This is a genomic window from Streptomyces sp. TRM68416 (assembly GCF_014596915.1).
In the GTDB taxonomy this organism is placed as follows: domain Bacteria; phylum Actinomycetota; class Actinomycetes; order Streptomycetales; family Streptomycetaceae; genus Streptomyces.
Window position 1 is genome coordinate 82,714 of sequence record NZ_JACVWU010000018.1, and the last position, 17,869, is coordinate 100,582.

Annotated in this window: 12 protein-coding genes, 1 tRNA gene and 1 other RNA gene; 11 read left to right on the forward strand and 3 right to left on the reverse strand. The window is 72.2% G+C overall.

Features of this window, described 5'->3' with window-relative positions; translation table 11 throughout:
- Window positions 1-52 precede the first annotated feature (52 nt).
- The 6 genes from ICC28_RS26780 (at window position 53) to ICC28_RS26805 (ending at window position 6,554) form a co-directional block, all read left to right on the forward strand.
- On the forward strand, window positions 53-1,387 hold the full coding sequence (locus ICC28_RS26780) for a hemolysin family protein (protein ID WP_188291279.1): 1,335 nt from the start codon (window positions 53-55) through the stop codon (window positions 1,385-1,387).
- On the forward strand, window positions 1,384-2,406 hold the full coding sequence (locus ICC28_RS26785; RefSeq protein ID WP_188291280.1) for a hemolysin family protein: 1,023 nt from the start codon (window positions 1,384-1,386) through the stop codon (window positions 2,404-2,406). The genes ICC28_RS26780 and ICC28_RS26785 overlap by 4 nt, the downstream gene beginning before the upstream one ends.
- A 389-nt stretch (window positions 2,407-2,795) precedes the next feature.
- On the forward strand, window positions 2,796-4,133 hold the full coding sequence (locus ICC28_RS26790) for a hemolysin family protein (RefSeq protein ID WP_188291281.1): 1,338 nt from the start codon (window positions 2,796-2,798) through the stop codon (window positions 4,131-4,133).
- Window positions 4,130-5,149: a hemolysin family protein gene (locus ICC28_RS26795; protein WP_188291282.1), complete on the forward strand. Its 1,020-nt coding sequence runs from the start codon at window positions 4,130-4,132 to the stop codon at window positions 5,147-5,149. The genes ICC28_RS26790 and ICC28_RS26795 overlap by 4 nt, the downstream gene beginning before the upstream one ends.
- Before the next feature lie 187 nt (window positions 5,150-5,336).
- Window positions 5,337-6,266: an ion transporter gene (locus ICC28_RS26800; RefSeq protein ID WP_188291283.1), complete on the forward strand. Its 930-nt coding sequence runs from the start codon at window positions 5,337-5,339 to the stop codon at window positions 6,264-6,266.
- Between the two features lie 24 nt (window positions 6,267-6,290).
- The gene (locus ICC28_RS26805; RefSeq protein ID WP_188291284.1) at window positions 6,291-6,554 is read left to right on the forward strand and encodes a GlsB/YeaQ/YmgE family stress response membrane protein; all 264 of its coding nucleotides are present in this window, start codon (window positions 6,291-6,293) and stop codon (window positions 6,552-6,554) included.
- A 318-nt stretch (window positions 6,555-6,872) separates the two neighbouring features.
- Here ICC28_RS26805 and ICC28_RS26810 read toward each other — a convergent pair whose 3' ends face one another.
- Together ICC28_RS26810 and ICC28_RS26815 are read right to left on the reverse strand one after the other, a co-directional pair.
- Window positions 6,873-8,108, reverse strand: a complete 1,236-nt coding sequence (locus ICC28_RS26810) for an SWIM zinc finger family protein (RefSeq protein ID WP_223189545.1) — start codon at window positions 8,106-8,108, stop codon at window positions 6,873-6,875.
- Window positions 8,105-10,951, reverse strand: coding sequence for an SNF2-related protein (locus ICC28_RS26815; RefSeq protein WP_188291285.1), 2,847 nt, complete (start codon window positions 10,949-10,951; stop codon window positions 8,105-8,107). Before ICC28_RS26815 ends, ICC28_RS26810 begins: the two co-directional genes overlap by 4 nt.
- Window positions 10,952-11,214: 263 nt before the next feature.
- Between ICC28_RS26815 and ICC28_RS26820 the strand changes: the two genes are divergently transcribed.
- The gene (locus ICC28_RS26820; protein ID WP_188291286.1) at window positions 11,215-11,493 is read left to right on the forward strand and encodes a hypothetical protein; all 279 of its coding nucleotides are present in this window, start codon (window positions 11,215-11,217) and stop codon (window positions 11,491-11,493) included.
- A 100-nt stretch (window positions 11,494-11,593) separates the two neighbouring features.
- On the opposite strand, the gene ICC28_RS26825 is transcribed toward ICC28_RS26820, so the two are convergent.
- Window positions 11,594-11,678, reverse strand: a tRNA-Ser gene (locus ICC28_RS26825).
- A gap of 72 nt (window positions 11,679-11,750) precedes the next feature.
- On the opposite strand from ICC28_RS26825, the gene ffs reads away from it, so the two are divergent.
- The 4 genes from ffs (at window position 11,751) to ICC28_RS26845 (ending at window position 17,828) form a co-directional block, all read left to right on the forward strand.
- An RNA gene (gene ffs, locus ICC28_RS26830) (signal recognition particle sRNA small type) lies at window positions 11,751-11,849 on the forward strand.
- A gap of 58 nt (window positions 11,850-11,907) precedes the next feature.
- Window positions 11,908-14,244: a DNA polymerase III subunit gamma and tau gene (locus ICC28_RS26835; protein ID WP_188291287.1), complete on the forward strand. Its 2,337-nt coding sequence runs from the start codon at window positions 11,908-11,910 to the stop codon at window positions 14,242-14,244.
- Window positions 14,245-14,341: 97 nt separating this feature from the next.
- Entirely contained in the window at window positions 14,342-15,595 is a 1,254-nt protein-coding gene (gene purD, locus ICC28_RS26840; RefSeq protein ID WP_188291288.1) for a phosphoribosylamine--glycine ligase, read from the forward strand.
- A 355-nt stretch (window positions 15,596-15,950) separates the two neighbouring features.
- Window positions 15,951-17,828 (forward strand): hypothetical protein, encoded by a 1,878-nt coding sequence (locus ICC28_RS26845; RefSeq protein ID WP_188291380.1) that lies wholly within the window; start codon window positions 15,951-15,953, stop codon window positions 17,826-17,828.
- Window positions 17,829-17,869: the final 41 nt, after the last annotated feature.

Genomic DNA, 17,869 nt, shown 5'->3' on the forward strand with positions numbered 1-17,869 from the left:
GCCGCGCCACGTCCCGCCGGCACTGTGCGACCGAGCGAGCGGGGGTGTCGCGGTGACCGAGATCCTGCTGCTCCTGCTGGCCCTTCTCCTCACGCTGGCCTGCGCGTTGTTCGTCGCGGCCGAGTTCTCGCTGACCACCGTCGAGCGCGGGGAGCTGGAGCGAGCCACCGAGGCCGGCGAGCGCGGCGCGGACGGCGCGCTGAAGGCCGTACGGTCGCTGACGCTCCAGTTGTCCGGGGCCCAGCTGGGCATCACCGTCACCTCACTGGTCATCGGCATGCTTGCCGAGCCCTCCCTCGCGGCGCTCCTGAAGGGACCGCTGGAGGCGATCGGGCTCGGTGGCGCTGCCTCCGCGGTGGCGACCGTGCTGGGCGTGGCCGTCTCCACCGTCGTGCTGATGGTGGTGGGTGAGCTGGTGCCGAAGAACTGGGCGATCTCCCGGCCGCTGGCCGTCGCGAAGGTGGTGGCCGGACCGCAGCGCGGCTTCACGGCCGCCTTCGGACCCTTCATTCGGCACCTCAACAACACCGCGAACCGTTTCGTACGGCGCTTCGGTCTGGAGCCCACCGAGGAGCTGGCCTCCGCCCGCTCGGCGGAGGAGCTGGTGGCGCTGGCCCGGCACTCGGCGGCGGAGGGGGCCCTGGAGGCGGACTCCGCCGAGCTGTTCGTGCGCACCCTGCACCTGGGCGAGCTGACCGCCGAGAACGTGATGACCCCGCGGGTCGACGTCCAGGCCCTCGAAGCACACGCGACGGCGGCTGACGCGGCCAACCTCACCCACGCCACCGGTCTGTCCCGCTTCCCGGTCTACCGAGACAGCCTGGACGAGGTGATCGGCACCGTCCACATCCGCGACGTTCTCGCCCTGGATCCCGAGAAGCGCCTGCTCACGCCTGTCACCGACCTGGCCACCGAGCCCCTGCTGGTCCCCGACAGCCTGACGGCCGACCGGCTGCTGGAGCGCCTGCGCGCCACCCGCACCATGGCCGTCGTCATCGACGAGTACGGCGGTACGGCCGGCGTGGCGACGATGGAGGACATCGTCGAGGAGGTCGTCGGCGAGGTCCGCGACGAGCACGATCCCCTCGAAAAGCCCGATCTGCTGCCCGCCCCGCGCACCGAGGACGGGCGCGCGGTGTGGGAGGCGGACGGCGGGGTCCGCCTCGACGAGCTGGCCCGGATAGGACTGACCGCTCCGGAGGGCCCGTACGAGACGGTCGCCGGCCTCATCGCCACCCGTCTCGCCCGCATCCCGGCCCACGGCGACACCGTTCTCCTCGACGGCTGGCGGCTGGACGTCGTCGACGTGGACCACCACCGCGCCGATCGCGTACGTATCACCGAACCCGCGTCCGTCCTGCGGGAGCTGGCGGAGGAGTCCCGATGACCGTCCTGCAGCTCGCCATCGGCGCTCTCACCCTGTTGACCAACGCGTTCTTCGTCGGCGCCGAGTTCGCTCTGATCTCGGTGCGCCGCAGCCAGATCGAACCCCGCGCCCGGGAGGGCAACACCCGGGCCCGCATGACGCTGTGGGGACTTCAGCACCTGTCCGCGATGATGGCCACCGCCCAACTCGGCATCACCGTCTCCTCGCTGGTCCTCGGCGCGGTTGCCGAGCCCGCCATCGCGCATCTGCTGGAGCCCGGCTTCGAGGCGGCCCACATCCCGCACGGCCTCGTACATCCGATCGCGTTCGTGATCGCGCTGACGCTCGCCACGTATCTGCACATGCTGATCGGCGAGATGGTGCCGAAGAACATCGCCCTCGCGGCACCCGTGCCCACCGCGCTGCTGCTGGGCCCGCCGCTGGTGGCGCTCACCCGGGCGCTCAGGCCGGTGGTGTTCGGCATCAACGCCTTCGCCAACACCCTGCTGAAGCTGCTGCGCGTCGAGCCGAAGGACGAGGTCGAGGCCGTCTTCACCGACGACCAGCTGGCCCGCATGGTCGTCGACTCCAGCGAGGCCGGGCTGCTGTCCGCGGCCGACGGGGAGCGGCTGCGGGACGCGCTGGAGCTGGGGACGCGTCCGGTGGGCGAGATCCTGGTCCCGGCGCAGAAGATGCGGACGGTCGACGCCTCGGTCACTCCGGCCCGGCTGGAGCGGGTCGCCGCCGAGGCGGGCTACTCCCGTTTCCCGGTCACCGGTCCGGAGGGCGCCCTCCTCGGGTACCTGCACATCAAGGACACCCTCGGCGTCGCCGACCGCGACCGTCCCTTCCCGGGTGAGGCGCTGCACCCGGTCACCCGGGTCCGCATCGACACCCCGCTGGACGACACCCTCACCGCGCTGCGTGCCGAGGGCAGCCATCTGGCCGCCGTGCTCGGCGAGGGCGGCAAGGTGATCGGGTTCGTGACGATGGACGACGTCCTGTCCGAGCTGGTCGGCCCAGCTCCGGCCGACGCGTGACCGCCGGGCGTCCTGTCCACGATGATCCGCCTGCCGCTCAGTACGGGCTCGCGGTGCATGCCTCGGTCCCGGCACGGGTCCCGCGGCTCGCGCTGATCGAGGCCGGGTCGGTCACGGCTCTGGTCACGTACGGCTCGACGCATCGTCGGATCGCCCTTGACCTCGCTGTTCCGCCATGGACAGGCAGTGGGCATTCCGTGAGGCCGGCCGCGGCGCCACGGTGACGTGCACGGATCGGGAACCCGGTTTCGGCCACAATCGTTGTCCGAAATGCACACCTAGATGAGGAGCCACCTGTTGTCCGCCAGATCGACGGACCCCTCGGGGCACAGTCCCCGACCATCCCGCCAGGTCTTTCCTGAGCACGGCACGTGGCGGGGTGGTGTTCGGTGAGTGCCGTGGAAGCCTGGCTCGGCCTGCTGGCCGTCCTCGTCCTGACGGCCGGCACCGGCTACTTCGTCGCCCAGGAATTCGCCTACGTCTCCGCCGACCGGCTCGCCCTCGCGCGTGAGGCCGAAGCCGGGGACCGGAAGGCCGCTCGCGCCCTGAAGGTGCTGGAGCGGCTGTCGTTCATGCTGTCCGGCGCCCAGCTCGGCATCACCGTGACCGGTCTGGTCGTCGGCTTCATCGCCGAGCCGTCCGTGTCCGCGCTGCTCGAACCCGCGCTGTCCGGCCTGGGCATCCCCGACGCCGCCGTCAGCACCATCTCCGTCGTGCTCGCCTTCGTCGGCGCGACCGTCGTCCAGATGGTGCTGGGCGAGCTGGCCCCGAAGAACCTCGCCATCGCCGTGCCCGAGCGGCTGGCCAAGACCCTGGCCGGATCCACCCTCGCGTACCTGAAGGTCGTCGGCCCCGTCGTGCACGTCTTCGACGCCACGGCGAACAGGCTGCTGCGCAAGGTGGGCATCGAGCCCGTCGAGGAACTGCACCACGGAGCCACGCTGGAGGAGCTCGGTCACCTCATCGGCGAGTCCCACGAGCAGGGCCAGCTGCCCAGGGACACCGCCGAACTGCTCGACCACGCCCTGGAGTTCTCCGACCGGACGCTGGACGAGGTGATGGTGCCGCGCGTGGACGCCGTCTTCGTCCGCAAGGACGCCACCGCCGCGGAGGCGATCGACCTCATCGGCAGGCACGGCCACTCCAACTACCCGGTCCTCGGCGACCACCCCGACGACATGACCGGCGTCCTCGGGGTCCGGGAGCTGATGCGGCTGCCCGCCGACCGGATGACCGTGACGACCGCGGGCGCGCTGGCCCGGCGCCCGCTGCTGCTGCCGGACACCCTGCCGCTGCCGGACGCGGTCGAGCAGATGCGTTCGTCCGGCGACGAGTTCGCCGTGGTCCTGGACGAGCACGGGGGCGTGGCCGGAATCGTCACCTACGAGGACATCGCCGAGGAACTGGTCGGCGACATCGCCGACGAGTCCGACACCGTGACCGAGGTCGCGGTCCCGGACGGGCAGGGCTGGCTGGTGGACGCCGGCCGTCGCCTGGACGAAGTGGCCGAAGCCACCGGCATCGAGCTGCCCGAGGAGGAGGACTACGACACCGTGGCGGGCCTGATCGTCGACCGGCTCGGCCGCTTCCCGACCGTCGGGGACCGGCTCACGGTCACGTTGTCCGACGGCGCCGACGTGGCGATCGACGTCCGGACCCTTGACCGGCATGTGCCGGAGCGCGTCCGCCTGGAGCGGCTGGTCGACATGGCGGAGGAGCAGGCATGAGTTTCCCGATGGCACTCTTCGTCACCGTCCTGCTGCTGATCGGCAGTGGCTTCTTCGTCGCCGCCGAGTTCGCGCTGGTCGCCGCCAAGCGGCACCGCATGGAGAAGGCCGCGGCCGAAGGCCGGCGCGGCGCCGGGGCCGCACTGGCCGGCATGCGCGAGCTGTCGCTGATGCTGGCCGGCGCCCAGCTCGGCATCACCGTGTGCACGCTGGGCCTGGGCTCGGTGTCCAAGCCCGCGATCTCCCACGAACTCGATCCTCTGCTGCACAGGCTGGGGCTGCCCAGCGCGCTCAGCTACGGCATCGCGTTCGCCGTCGCCATGATCGTGGTCGTGTTCCTGCACATGGTGGTCGGCGAGATGGCCCCCAAGTCGTGGGCCATCGCCCACCCCGAGCGCTCCGCCATGCTGCTCTCCCCGCCCTTCCGGGGCGTGGTGAAGCTGGTACGTCCGCTGATCTGGGTCCTCAACAAGGTGAGCAACGGCCTGGTACGGCTGTGCCGGGTCACCCCGCGCGACGAGCTGGCCTCGGTCCACAACCGTGAGCAACTCACGCACCTGGTCGAGGAGTCCGAGCGGCTCGGCCTGATCAGCAAGGACGACTCCGAGCTGATCACCAACTCGCTCACCGCGCCCCAGACGCCGGTGGGAGAGCTGCAGATCCCGGCCGCCGAGATCACCTCGATCCAGTCCGAGGCCGACCTCGACACCATCCTCGCCACCACGGCCGAGCACGACCGAAGCCGCCTCCTGGTCCGCGACGGGCCGCTGGTCGTCGGCTCCCTCCACGTGCGCGACGCGCTGATCGCCCGCGGTCGCGGGCGCGCCGTCACCGCACGGGAACTAGCCCGCCCGGTACCGGAGCTGGCCATGAACGACACCGTGAGCCACGCCATCGAGCAACTGCGTCGGCGCCGCGCCTCCCTCGCCGTCGTGCGCGACGCCGGCGGGCAGCTCACCGGCATGGTCACACTGGACGACCTGCTGGCCCGCCTGCTGCACCGGCAGGAGGCGTAAGGCCCCTTGTCCGCCCCCCTGTCCGGCAGCCGCCGGAGGGGGGCGGACAAGGAACCCCGTCGATGGTCAACGGCCGTCCCACAACCGGAGTTCACGCGGCAGCCACCGATCAGAGGTGCGCCCTCGTTAAGATCCACTTCTGGCAGGACGCCGTACGACATGCCGGTGAGGGAGCGGGGCACACCCGATGACGCACGACGGGACCACCCGCTTAGCCACCGCCCGCCGGAGCACGGCCCATCACTGCCGGGCCGTGACCGAGAGCCGCTGGTTCGCCGTCGGTGTCTTCGCGCTCATCCTCGCCAACGCGGTCGTCCTCGGAGTGGAGACGTACGACGGCGTCGTCCACCGGTGGCACGACGAGCTGAAACTGATCGAGTACGGCTTCCTGGCCGCCTTCACGGTCGAGATACTTCTGCGCGTCGGCGCCCACGCCGACCGGCCGAAGGACTTCCTCCGCGACCCGTGGAACCTGTTCGACCTCGCCGTCGTCCTGTCCGCCTTCCTGCCCGTCGTCCGTGAGAACGCCACCGTCCTGCGGCTGTTGCGGCTGGCCCGCGTCCTGCGCGCGGCCCGCTTCCTGCCCCAACTGCGCATCGTGCTCGCCGCGGTGGCCCGCAGCCTGCCCGGCACGGTGAGCTTCCTGCTGGTCGGCGCACTGCTGCTGTACGTGTACGCCATGGTCGGCTGGGTCTTCTTCGCCGACAACGCCCCCGAGCACTACGGCTCCATCGGGCGCGCCGTCCTCACCCTCTTCCTCCTGATGACCCTGGACGGGCTGGGCGACGCGGTCCGCGACGGCTTGGAGATCTCCCGCTGGAGCATCGCCTACTACGCCTCGTACGTCCTGCTGGCTTCCTTCGTCCTCGTCAACGTCCTCATAGGGGTGGTCATCACCTCCCTCGACGAAGCCCGCGAGCTGGAGCGGGAGAACACGCCCGACCCGGCGACCGCCACGGACGCCCATGAGCAGGAGCTGCGCGCCCGTATTACGGAGGCACGCCTGGCCCTGGACAGGCTGGAGGAGAGTCTGAGCCCGGAACGCCTCCCCACGCCCCGCGCGAACACGGCGGAGAGAAGTGCCCCATCTCCCCTCGGGAGAGGCACACTTGACTGAAGAGGCTCGCAAAAGGGGGCTGGCATGGAGATCTCGGGCATCATCAGCGCCGTCGTGATCGGCATCGTCATCGGCGTCCTGGGCCGTCTCGTCGTACCGGGCCGCCAGCGCATCGGCGTGCTGTGGACGATCCTGGTCGGCATCGCGGCCGCGCTCGTCGGCACGGGCATCGCCGCCGGGTTCGACGTCGCCGAGACCAAGGGCATCGACTGGATCGAGCTGGCCATCCAGATCGGCCTGGCGGCCCTGGGCGTGGCGGGGCTGGACCGGTTCAAGGCCCGCCGCTGACCCGGGCTATGACCGCCACATCGTCCCGGAACGATGGACAGATCCGCGTCGATCCGCCGAGAACCAGAGTCGCCGCAGGCCAACCCGTGATCGGCGAACAAGGCGTCGCCGGATGCAGGGGTATGACCGCGGCCGGTATCAAAGCTCGTCAGGGTCTGCGCCCGTCGCCCTGCAGGACCTGAGCTTGCGCCTTTCCTGTTTGGCGATGTGTCCCAAATGTCGTCCGTAAATGCAACCGAAACTGCAACCACGGAAGTGGAGCGGCGTGAGTGTGTCCGGCTTCTGCTCGCGGTTCCTGGTCAGCGGGGAGCCGCCTCCTTACTCCCTGTTCTGCGACCAGGCCGCAGTGAGCGCGGTGACCGGGTCACTGTCTGCCGGTGCCGCGGGCCACCATTCGCCGTCGTCGTCCTGGAGGTAGGGGTACCAGCGGGCGTCGGGACCCAGACGCAGTTGGACGCCGTGGTCGGTGAGGGTGAGGCGGTTGCGCCAGGCTCTGAGGTGTGTGGAGGAGTCGGTCATCTCGGAGAGGGCCGTGTCCAGGGCTGTGCGGGTGGCCTTCATCACCGTCGGGTCAGGGGTGTAGGGCTGTTCGGCGACGGTGATGCCCGTGGGGCCGCCGTGGCGCCAGGCGCGGGTAAGGCGTGCGAAAGCAGAGGGGTTGGTGCCGGTGTTCTGGATCAGGTGGTGGAACCACTCGGGTCCGGGATTGCCTGCGGCGATGCGGACGGCGTCCTGGTGCTGGGTCAGGTGCAGGTCGGAGGTGTCGCCCGCGAGGAGCCGGGCGGCGCGCGTGGCGGCGTCGGCCATGAGGCGTTCCAGGTCCGCGGCGGCGAGGCCGCTGGTGGGTGGCGGGGCTACGGGCAGTGCTGTGGTGTGGGCGGCGGGTTCCGGGAGTTCGGGCAGTTGGGTGGGCTCTTCGGCCCAGTGGGCGTACGCGGCAGCGGCCGGGATGCCGGCCGGTGCCGGTGGGGCGTCGGTGTCCTGCGCTGCCGTACGGAGCGCGCGCAGCTGGGCGAAGACCTCCTCGCGACCGCGGCCGCGCAGTGCGAAGAGCACGAATGGATCGGTGTCGATGGTGGCGGCGATGGCGTAGCAGAGCGCGGCGGCGTGCTTGCAGGGGTGTCCCCAGTCGGGGCAGGAGCACTCCGGATCGAGCTCGGTGGGCAGCGGGAGCAGTGGGACGCCTGCGTGCCGGGCGTCGTCCACGAGCTCGGCGGGCATCTCGTCGTCGAGAAGCGCTGCGAGATGTCCGGCGCGGGCCGCGATCGTGTCGAGCAGGGTGTCCCACTGAGGGTCGGTGAGGACGGGCAGGTGCACTGAGGAGCGGTACGGGCGCGGGCGGCTGCCCTGGACAGCGGCGTTGACCCGGCCCGGAGCGACGGTGACCGGGCCGACCATGCCTTTGCGGGCGTAGGTCCGTCCGCGCGAGAGCCGTCCGGCGTCCAGGGTGGAGTCCTCCAGGGCGGCCACCCATGCCTGGCCCCACCAGGTCGCGGCGAAGGCTCGCTTGCCGCGGGCGGGCGCACGACGCGGGCCGGGGACGACGGGGCTCATGGCTGCCTTCCCAGGGCGACGAGTTCGGCGAGGTCGGCGTCGGACAGTTCGGTCAGGGCCGCCTCGCCGGAGCCGACGACGGCGTCGGCGAGGGCGCGCTTGGCTTCGAGCAGCTTCGCCACCTTGTCCTCCACGGTTCCCTCCGCGAGGAGCTTGTGCACCTGGACGGGTTTGTCCTGGCCGATGCGGTAGGCGCGGTCAGTGGCCTGGTCCTCGACGGCCGGGTTCCACCAGCGGTCGTAGTGCACGACGTGGCTGGCGCGGGTGAGGTTGAGTCCGGTGCCCGCCGCCTTCAACGACAGCAGGAACACCGGCACTTCACCGCGCTGGAAGCGGTCCACCATCTCCTCGCGCCGCGCGACGGGGGTGGCACCGTGCAGGAAGAGAGTGGGGACGCCGCGCTCGGCGAGATGCTTCTCCAGCAGAGCCGCCATCTGTTTGTACTGCGTGAAGATCAGCACGGATTCGCCTTCGGCGGTGATGGTGTCGAGAAGTTCGTCGAGCAGGTCCAGCTTGCCGGAGCGGCCCCGCAGGGGGGCGGACTGGCGCAGGCCGTGCTCTTTCAAATACTGGGCGGGGTGGTTGCAGATCTGCTTCAGCGCGGTGAGCAGCTTGAGTACCAGACCGCGTCGGGCGATGCCCTCCGACTCCGCGATCTTCGCCATGGTCTCGCGGACCACCGCCTCGTACAGGCTCGTCTGCTCAGCCGTCAGCGGGACGACGTGGTCGGTCTCGGTCTTGGGCGGCAGTTCGGGTGCGATGCCGGGGTCGGACTTCTTTCGGCGCAGCAGGAAGGGACGTACGAGACGGGACAGGCGCTCGGCTGCCTCGGGATCCTCACCCGCCTCGATGGCGCGGGCATGCCGGTCACGGAAGGCGGTGAGTGAGCCGAGAAGCCCGGGGGTGGTCCAGTCGAGCAGTGCCCACAGCTCGGAGAGGTTGTTCTCCACGGGGGTGCCGGTGAGAGCGACGCGGGCGCGGGCGGGCAGGGCACGCAGTTCGCGGGCGGTGACGGCGTAGGGGTTCTTGACGTGCTGGGCCTCGTCGGCGGCCACCAGCGACCAGGCTGTCTCGGCAAGCACTTCGCGGTCGCGTCGCAGTACCCCGTAGGTGACCAGGACGATCTCGTCGCCGGCCAGGTCCCCCAGGTGGCGGTCGCCGCCGTGGTAGCGGCGTACGGGGGTGAGCGGTGCGAATCTGGCGGCCTCGCGCTGCCAGTTGCCGAGCAGGGAGGCCGGGCAGACGACCAGGGTGGGGCCCGCGGTGGTGGGGTCGCTCTGGCGGTGCAGGTGCAGAGCGAGCAAGGTGATGGTCTTGCCCAGGCCCATGTCGTCCGCGAGACAGCCGCCGAGGCCGAGTGCGCACATCTCGGCCAGCCAGGTCAGGCCCCGCCTCTGGTACTCGCGCAGCGTGGCCTTGAGGGCGGCGGGCTGGGGCACGGGGGTGCGGGACTCGGGATCGCGGATACGAGCGACCAGGTCGCCGAACGCACCGACCGCCGTACAGGGGACCCGGTCACCGTCCCTCCCCCAGCCTCCGGCCGGGGGGACCCCCATCTCGCTTCGCTCGGCCTCGCCGGTCAGCGCGGCGCTCAACGCCTCCATGGGGGTGAGCGGTTCCATCCGGCGGCGCCTGGCGCGGGCCACCAGCTTCGGGTCGGCGACCACCCACTGATCGCGAAGCCGGACGAGGGGACGGCGTGACTCGGCGAGAGCGTCCATCTCGGCCTCGGTGAGCGGCTCGCCGCCGAGGGACACCTGCCAGCGGAAGTCGAGGAGGGTCTCGGTGTCCAGCAGGCCGCCCGCGGTGGAACCGGGGGCGGTGCGCTGCCCGATCTCCGCGGTCGCGGTGAGCGCCTTGACCAAGTCACGCGGCCAGTGCACGTCGACGCCGGCCGCGCGCAGCGCGTCCGTGGCGTCCCCGAGGAGATCGAAGGCTTCGTCGTCGGTCAACCGGAGTTGATCGGGAGCGGCATCGTCCAGCAGCCTCCGCAGCGGGGGCCAGGCGCGGGCGCCGCGGCGCAGGGCGAGCAGCGTTTCGGTCTCGGCACGTGGGCCGAGCACCCGCTCCACTTCGGCCGGCTCGCTCCACAGCCGCGCCGCCTCGATGACGAGTGCCGGGTCCGCCGCGGTGTGCAGTTGCAGGACGGCCCGGAACCGCCGTCGACGTCCTTCGGGTACGTCGACGCGCAGGGAGACACTGACCTCGGCGGTGAGCGCCGCCTCGGTCTCCTCGGCCCATTCACGCAGGGTGGGCACGGCGCGGGCCTCGCGCCAGGCGTACGGCAGCGCTCCCATGGCGAGCGGCGCGGCCGGCGTACGGACCAGATCATCGGCGACCGCGTCGCAGAACTGGCGTACCAGCGCAGCCGGTTCGGCGATCCGTACCGGAGCCGGGCCAGGCTCGGGCAGGCAGTGGGCGTGTGGCGGGAAGGCGGCGGCCAGGGCGTCCAGCGTCTGGCGCTGGGCGGCGGTCAAGGGACCCACCTGCCAGGTGTCGTAACCGGCGGGGGTGAGTGCCGGGTGGAAGCGGCCGTCGGCGAGCAGCCGCAGCGCGAAGCGAGTGGCGGCCTGCCAGGCGGCGCCGGAGGGATGCGTCGGTTCCGCATCGGCCAGGGCGGAGACTGCGACGGCGACAGGCAGCGCGTAACCCTCGACCCTGCGCCGCCTGACCGAGCGGCCGTGCGGCAGGACCAGCTCCACCGCCTCGGTCTCAAGGCCGGCGGGCGCCATGCCGTCTCCGGCCGCTGCCCCGGTCGGCTTCCACAGCAGCAGCCGCCCGAGGCGCGCGGGCTCACCGGGCAGGAACACCGCCGCCCAGTCGGAGCCGAGCAGCTCCCTCACGAAGGCGGATGTTTCCTGCCGGGCCAGCGGCGGTGCGCTCCTCGCGCCCGTACTCGGCTCTCGTACAAGGACTCGTGCCACTCTCTTCCGCCCTGTCGCTCGCCGGACCCTCCCCTGGGCCGCTCACTACCGAACCCCACCAGGCAACGTCACCCGCTGGCAACCGCGAGCCTCGGCTTGACTGCCGGCGACGGCGCCACGGCGGATACGCCGCTGCTGAACACACCGGTCCTCACCGTACGGTGCAGCGCTACGGTCAGGCCATGAGCACCTGGGGCCCAGCCGCGCTGGAGGCGTTGATCGAAGAGGCCACCGTCGACGCCTACGGTGAGGACGAGCAGCTCACCGACTTCTTCACGATGATCGAGGAAAGTCTTGCCGTGCCGTTCACCATGACTGTTCTCGGCGTCGAGGTGAGCGTGGTCGGTGTCGACCTGACCGAGGACGGGGGCGTGGCCGCACGCTGCGCCCGGGGCACGGTCCGACAGGACATCGGCATTCTGGACCTGAGCGTGCGCCTTCCTGCTCGAGGCGTCTCCTAAATGTCGCCTATAAATGCAACCCAAACTGCGACCAGGGCATGCCGAAGAGCCGGACCGCAGTGAGCGGTCCGGCTCTCCGTTTCGCCTGTTCAGGCGGCTGCGGAGGATACGAGATTCGAACTCGTGAGGGGTTGCCCCCAACACGCTTTCCAAGCGTGCGCCCTAGGCCTCTAGGCGAATCCTCCGCCGGAAACATTACATGACCGAGAAGGGTGCTCGCGAACTCGTTCCCACCTGCTGGCGTCGGGTACTCTGTGCGGAGCCCCTCACGCGGCGCTATCTGACTGAACTCCCCCAGGGCCGGAAGGCAGCAAGGGTAGGTTGGCTCTGGCGGGTGCGTGGGGGGCGCTTGCGTTTGCGGGGCGTCGTTCCCGTGGGTCCGGGTTGTCAGTGGGCGCCTATAACCTCGTAGGCGTGTCGTCTCTCGCGCTGTACCGCCGCTATCGCCCGGAGTCGTTCGCCGAGGTCATCGGGCAGGAGCATGTCACTGACCCGCTGCAGCAGGCGCTGCGGAACAACCGGGTCAATCACGCGTACCTGTTTAGCGGGCCGCGTGGGTGCGGGAAGACCACCAGCGCGCGGATTCTCGCCCGGTGCCTGAACTGCGAGCAGGGGCCCACGCCCACTCCGTGCGGCGAGTGCCAGTCCTGCCGGGACCTCGCGCGCAACGGCCCCGGATCCATCGACGTCATCGAGATCGACGCCGCGTCCCACGGTGGTGTGGACGACGCCCGTGAGCTGCGGGAGAAGGCCTTCTTCGGGCCTGCCTCCAGCCGCTACAAGATCTACATCATCGACGAGGCCCACATGGTCACGTCGGCGGGCTTCAACGCGTTGCTCAAGGTCGTCGAGGAGCCCCCGGAGCATCTGAAGTTCATCTTCGCGACCACCGAGCCCGAGAAGGTCATCGGGACGATTCGGTCGCGGACCCATCACTACCCCTTCCGGCTCGTGCCGCCCGGCACCCTGCGGGAGTACCTCGGCGAGGTGTGCGGGCGCGAGAACATCCCCGTCGAGGACGGCGTTCTGCCGCTCGTCGTGCGCGCCGGTGCCGGGTCCGTGCGTGACTCCATGTCCGTCATGGACCAGCTCCTCGCCGGTGCGGGCGACGACGGTGTGACGTATGCCATGGCCACCTCCCTCCTCGGCTACACCGACGGCTCGCTGCTCGACTCCGTCGTCGAGGCCTTCGCCACCGGTGACGGCGCCGCCGCCTTCGAAGTCGTCGACCGCATCATCGAGGGCGGCAACGATCCCCGACGGTTCGTCGCCGATCTGCTGGAGCGGCTGCGGGATCTTGTGATCCTCGCCGCCGTGCCCGACGCCACCGAGAAGGGGCTCATCGACGCCCCCGCCGACGTCCTGGAGCGCATGCAGGCCCAGGCCGGCACCTTCGGCGCCGCCGAGCTGAGCCGTGCCGCCGACCTCGTCAACGAGGGCCTGACCGAGATGCGCGGCGCCAATTCGCCCCGCCTCCAGCTCGAACTCATCTGCGCGCGCGTGATGCTGCCCGCCGCCTACGGGGACGAGCGTTCCGTCATGGCCCGGCTGGACCGGCTGGAGCGCGGCGTGCACTTCTCCGCGGGCGGCGGCGCACCCGCGATGGGGTACGTCCCCGGGCCGGAGGCCCACGCGCCCGTACCCACGTCCGCGTCCGTGCCCGCTCCCGCTCCCGTGATTCCGCCGGGTGGCGGTGCGGCAGCGGCCCGCGCGGCGGTTCGGGCTCCGGGGGGCGGGGGAGCAGCCCCGGGAGGCGAGGCACCGGCCCCGGCCCCTGTGCAGGCCCCGGCCCACGCCCAGCCACCCGCACAAGGTGCACCGGCAGCCCAGCCCGCCCCGGCCCCGGCAGCCGCCGCCATGCCGCCCGCCGCCCCTCCCGCCCACCAGCCCCCGAGCCCCGCGCAGCCCTCGGCCCCCGCCCCGGGCGCCTGGCCCACCGCCACCACCGCGGGCAGCGGCCGCCGCCCCGGCGGCTGGCCCACCGCCACGCCCGCCGGCGCCGGAGGCCGCCCCCCGGCGGCACCACCGAGCGCACCGGCACCGGCTTCCGCGCCGGCACCGGCTCCCGCACCTCAGCCCGCAGCGCCCACCCCCGCGCCCACCCCCGCGCCCGCCCCGACCGGCGGCCTCGACCCCCGCATGCTCTGGCCGAACATCCTGGAGTCGGTCAAGAACCGCCGCCGTTTCACCTGGATCCTGCTCAGCCAGAACGCCCAGGTTGCCGGCTTCGACGGCACGACCCTCCAGCTCGGCTTCGTCAACGCCGGCGCCCGCGACAACTTCGTGAGCAGCGGCAGCGAGGACGTGCTGAAGCAGGCGCTCTTCGAGCAGTTCAACGTCGAGTGGAAGATCGAGGCGATCGTCGACCCGTCGGGCGGCGCCGGCGCGGCACCTCCGCAGACGGGCGGTCCCTCCGGCTACGGCGGTGGCGGTCCCTCCGGCTACGGCGGCGCCCCGGCCGCTCCCCAGCGTCCGGCGTCCGCCCGGCCCGCGCCCGCCCCCGCCTCCGCCCCCACGACACCGACACCCGCCGGCCCTGCTCACGCTCCGGCTCCGGCCCCCGCACCCCAGCCCGCTGCCCAACCCCAACCCCAACCCCAGGAACCCCCGCCACCGCCCCCCGTCGCCCCCGAGGACGACATCCCGGAGGACGACGACCCGGACCTCAACGAGTCGGCGCTCTCCGGCTACGACCTCATCGTCCGGGAGCTGGGAGCGACGGTGGTGGAGGAGATCATGAACAACGAGTGAGCCCCACAGCCGCTTGTGTGAACCCACAAACCCCCGCCACCCGTCCCCTCGGAAGCCCGCACAAACCCGCCACCCCGGCTCCGGTTAGGCTGACCCTGTGAAGGTCCTCGTCATCGGCAGCGGTGCCCGCGAACACGCCCTGTGCCGTTCCCTGTCCCTCGACCCCGACGTCACGGCGCTGCACTGCGCCCCCGGCAACGCCGGTATCGCCGAGGTCGCCGAACTGCACCGGGTCGACGCCCTGGACGGCGCCGCCGTGGCCGCGCTGGCCACGGAACTCGGCGCCGACCTGGTCGTCGTAGGACCGGAGGCACCCCTCGTCGCGGGAGTCGCCGACGCCGTGCGCGAGGCGGGCATCCCGGTCTTCGGCCCCTCCAAGGAGGCCGCGCAGATCGAGGGCTCCAAGGCCTTCGCCAAGGACGTGATGGCGGGAGCCGGCGTCCCGACCGCGCGGTCCTACGTCTGTACGACGCCCGAGGAGGTCGACGAGGCCCTCGACGCCTTCGGCCCCCCCTACGTCGTCAAGGACGACGGTCTCGCCGCCGGCAAGGGCGTCGTCGTGACCGCCGACATCGAGGCCGCGCGGGCGCACGCGAACGCCTGCGATCGGGTCGTCATCGAGGAGTTCCTCGACGGCCCCGAGGTCTCCCTCTTCGCCATCACCGACGGCGAGACGGTCCTGCCCCTCCAGCCCGCCCAGGACTTCAAGCGCGCACTGGACGGCGACGAGGGCCCGAACACCGGCGGCATGGGCGCGTACTCCCCGCTGCCCTGGGCCGACCCGAAGCTGGTGGAGGAGGTCCTGCAGACCGTTCTCCAGCCCACCGTCGACGAGATGCGGCGCCGCGGCACCCCGTTCTCCGGCCTGCTCTACGCCGGTCTCGCCATCACCTCCCGCGGGGTGCGCGTGATCGAGTTCAACGCCCGCTTCGGCGACCCCGAGACCCAGGTGGTCCTGGCCCGCCTGAAGACCCCGCTCGCCGGTGTCCTGCTGGCCGCGGCCAAGGGTGACCTCGCCGACCTGGAGCCGCTGCGCTGGAGCGCCGACGCCGCGGTCACCGTGGTCGTCGCCTCGCACAACTACCCCGGCACCCCGCGCACCGGCGACCCGATCACCGGGCTCGACGAGGTCGCCGCCGAGGACGCCCCGCACGCCTACGTCCTGCACGCCGGCACCAGGCGCGAGGGTGACGCCGTGGTCAGCGCGGGCGGCCGCGTGCTGTCCGTCACGGCGGCCGGGAAGGACCTGGCCGAGGCCCGCGAGCGCGCCTACCGGGCCGTCGGCCGCATCCGGCTGGACGGCTCCCAGCACCGTACGGACATCGCGGCGAAGGCGGCGGCCGGAGAGTAGCCCGCACCGCTCCCCGATGAACCCCTCGGGCCCCGGATCCGTCTCAGGAACCGGGGCCTGATGCATGCCGGAACGCTGCCGGAACCGGGTGGGGGTTGGTTGCTGTGGGGCATACACCTTTCCCCAAAGCCATTCCATCGAGTGACCGATCCCCCATCCGGCTGACGGAGGGCGGGGCCCCAACTATGGTGCGGCGCAAGCGTTCCGGCACTTGGCCCACCGGCATTGCGATGTCGGTGGCGGATGCCACAGTGGGGGAGTGAGCAACGCCAGGACACGCACAGCAGACAGGGCAGCCGGGACATGCCGGGCCGCCCGTGCCTCGGGGAGGGGGTGAGGTCCGGTCGTGACCGGTATGGGTGTGGAGGCGGGCGCGCAGGCCGCGCGCTCCCGGGCGCTGGCCGTGCTGAGGATCCGCAGCAGGGCACTGGCGGTCGCTCTGTTGCCCGCGGCGGTCGCCGTGGTGCTGTTGGCCGGTGCTTCCACCGGCCACCTCGTGGGGCCCGGCTGGCAGGCCGCCCGCTGGACGGTGATCCCGGTCGCCGTGCTCGTTCTGCTTGCGGCCGGCGGCATCGCCCTGGTCGTCGCCCGTTCCCGCCCGGCCGTCAGCCCGACGGTCCCGATCACGGAGGAGTCCGCCCCCGACCTGTACCGGCTGGTGCGCGACCTCGCCGACCGCCTGGACGTGCCCGCGCCCTCCGCGATAGCGCTCACCCCGGACTGCGACAGCTGGCTGGAGGACCGCACGCACCCGGCCCACGGTCCGCCCCCGCCCGAGGGCCGCGACGAGATCGCGGGCGGCCGCCGCGGCTCCCATCGCCGTACGGCGGCGGCTCCGGTCCTCGTCATCGGCTCCCCGTTCCTGTGGTGGATGCGCGTCGGCGAGCTCCGCGCCGTCCTCGCCCCGGTCGTCGCCGGTACGGGCCCCTCGGCGCACCCGGACATAGCCGCTGCCCGCCGTTTCGTACGGGGCCTGGACGCGGCGGTGGCCGTCGCCTCGGCGCCGGACCGCGGACCGGTGAGCCGGGCCGTGCTGTCCGCCGTCGGCCGGGTGGCCCGGCTGCTCCTGCACAGCTGCCGGGAGCACGCGGCCGAGATGGAGCGCGGTGTGGCGGCAGCGGCCGCCGAGCGTGCACAGGCTGTGGACTACGGTCTGCGGATCGTCGCCCAGGAGCAGGTCGGCCTGGCCTACGCGGGCTGGGACCGTCTGCTGACGCGCGTGGCGCTGCCGGCCTGGCGTATGGGCCGCTGGCCCTCCCGGCTGGACGCGGGCGTGGTGGCAGCCCTCACCGAACTCTCCCGGCGCGACCGGCTGGCCGAGGGCTTCGCCTCCCGCCTGGGCGAACGCCCCGCGTGCGACCTCCTGGAGGAACCCGGTGCGGTGGACGAGGCCGCCTCCCTCCTGGCCGCCCGCCTCTTCCACGGCGGTCCCGCCGAGACCGGCCCGGACTGGGCGCCGGTGGACTGGCAGGAGTACCCGGACGAGGTCGTCGACCGCAAATGGCGCACCGACGCGGCCCGGCTCCACCGAGTCCTGGACGCCCTCGGCATCCGCCGCACGGCCCCCCACTCCGCGGGCCCCACCCTCGCCCGGGTCCTGGACCACCTCGCAGCACCACAACAGCCGGACGCAGAGCGACAGCCGTCTCCCACCACCAACACCACCCCCACCCCCGAGGCCCCCGAGGCCGCCAAGACCTCCGAGGCCTCCGAGGCCGCCGACGGTGAGACACCCCCGCAGGGACCACCCGCCCCCGACAGCGAACGCCGCACCGGCGGCGCGGGTGGGGACGCATACGGCGCCGAAGGCGAGTCGGACGAGCCCGAGAACGCCCGCACCGCGGCCCTGGCCGCCGGCCTCACCGCCGAACTGGCCCGGGAAGAGGCCGCGGCCACGCACGACCGGAACCCGGCACAGGGTTCCCCCACCCCCGACACCGTCCTGTGGGACGCCGGCACTCTCCCTCTCTTCCCCCTCCAGCCGCCCCGCACCGCCCGCGAGCTGCTCGCGGACCACGTCACCGCGATGGTCTGCTGCGCGGCGATGGACACCGCCGGTGCCACCCCCGGCCTGGACTGGCTCGACGGCCCCACCCTCCTCATCAACGGCGAGCGGGCCACCGACCTGACCCCCAGGGTCCTCAGCCTCATCGAGGAGGGCGACCCGGCCCCCCTGCAGGCCTGGCTGGTCGAATCAGGCATACGCCCGGAAAAGCCGGTACGCCTGGTCTGAACCCCGGCCCCGACGTACCGACGGACCGGCGCCCCACCCCG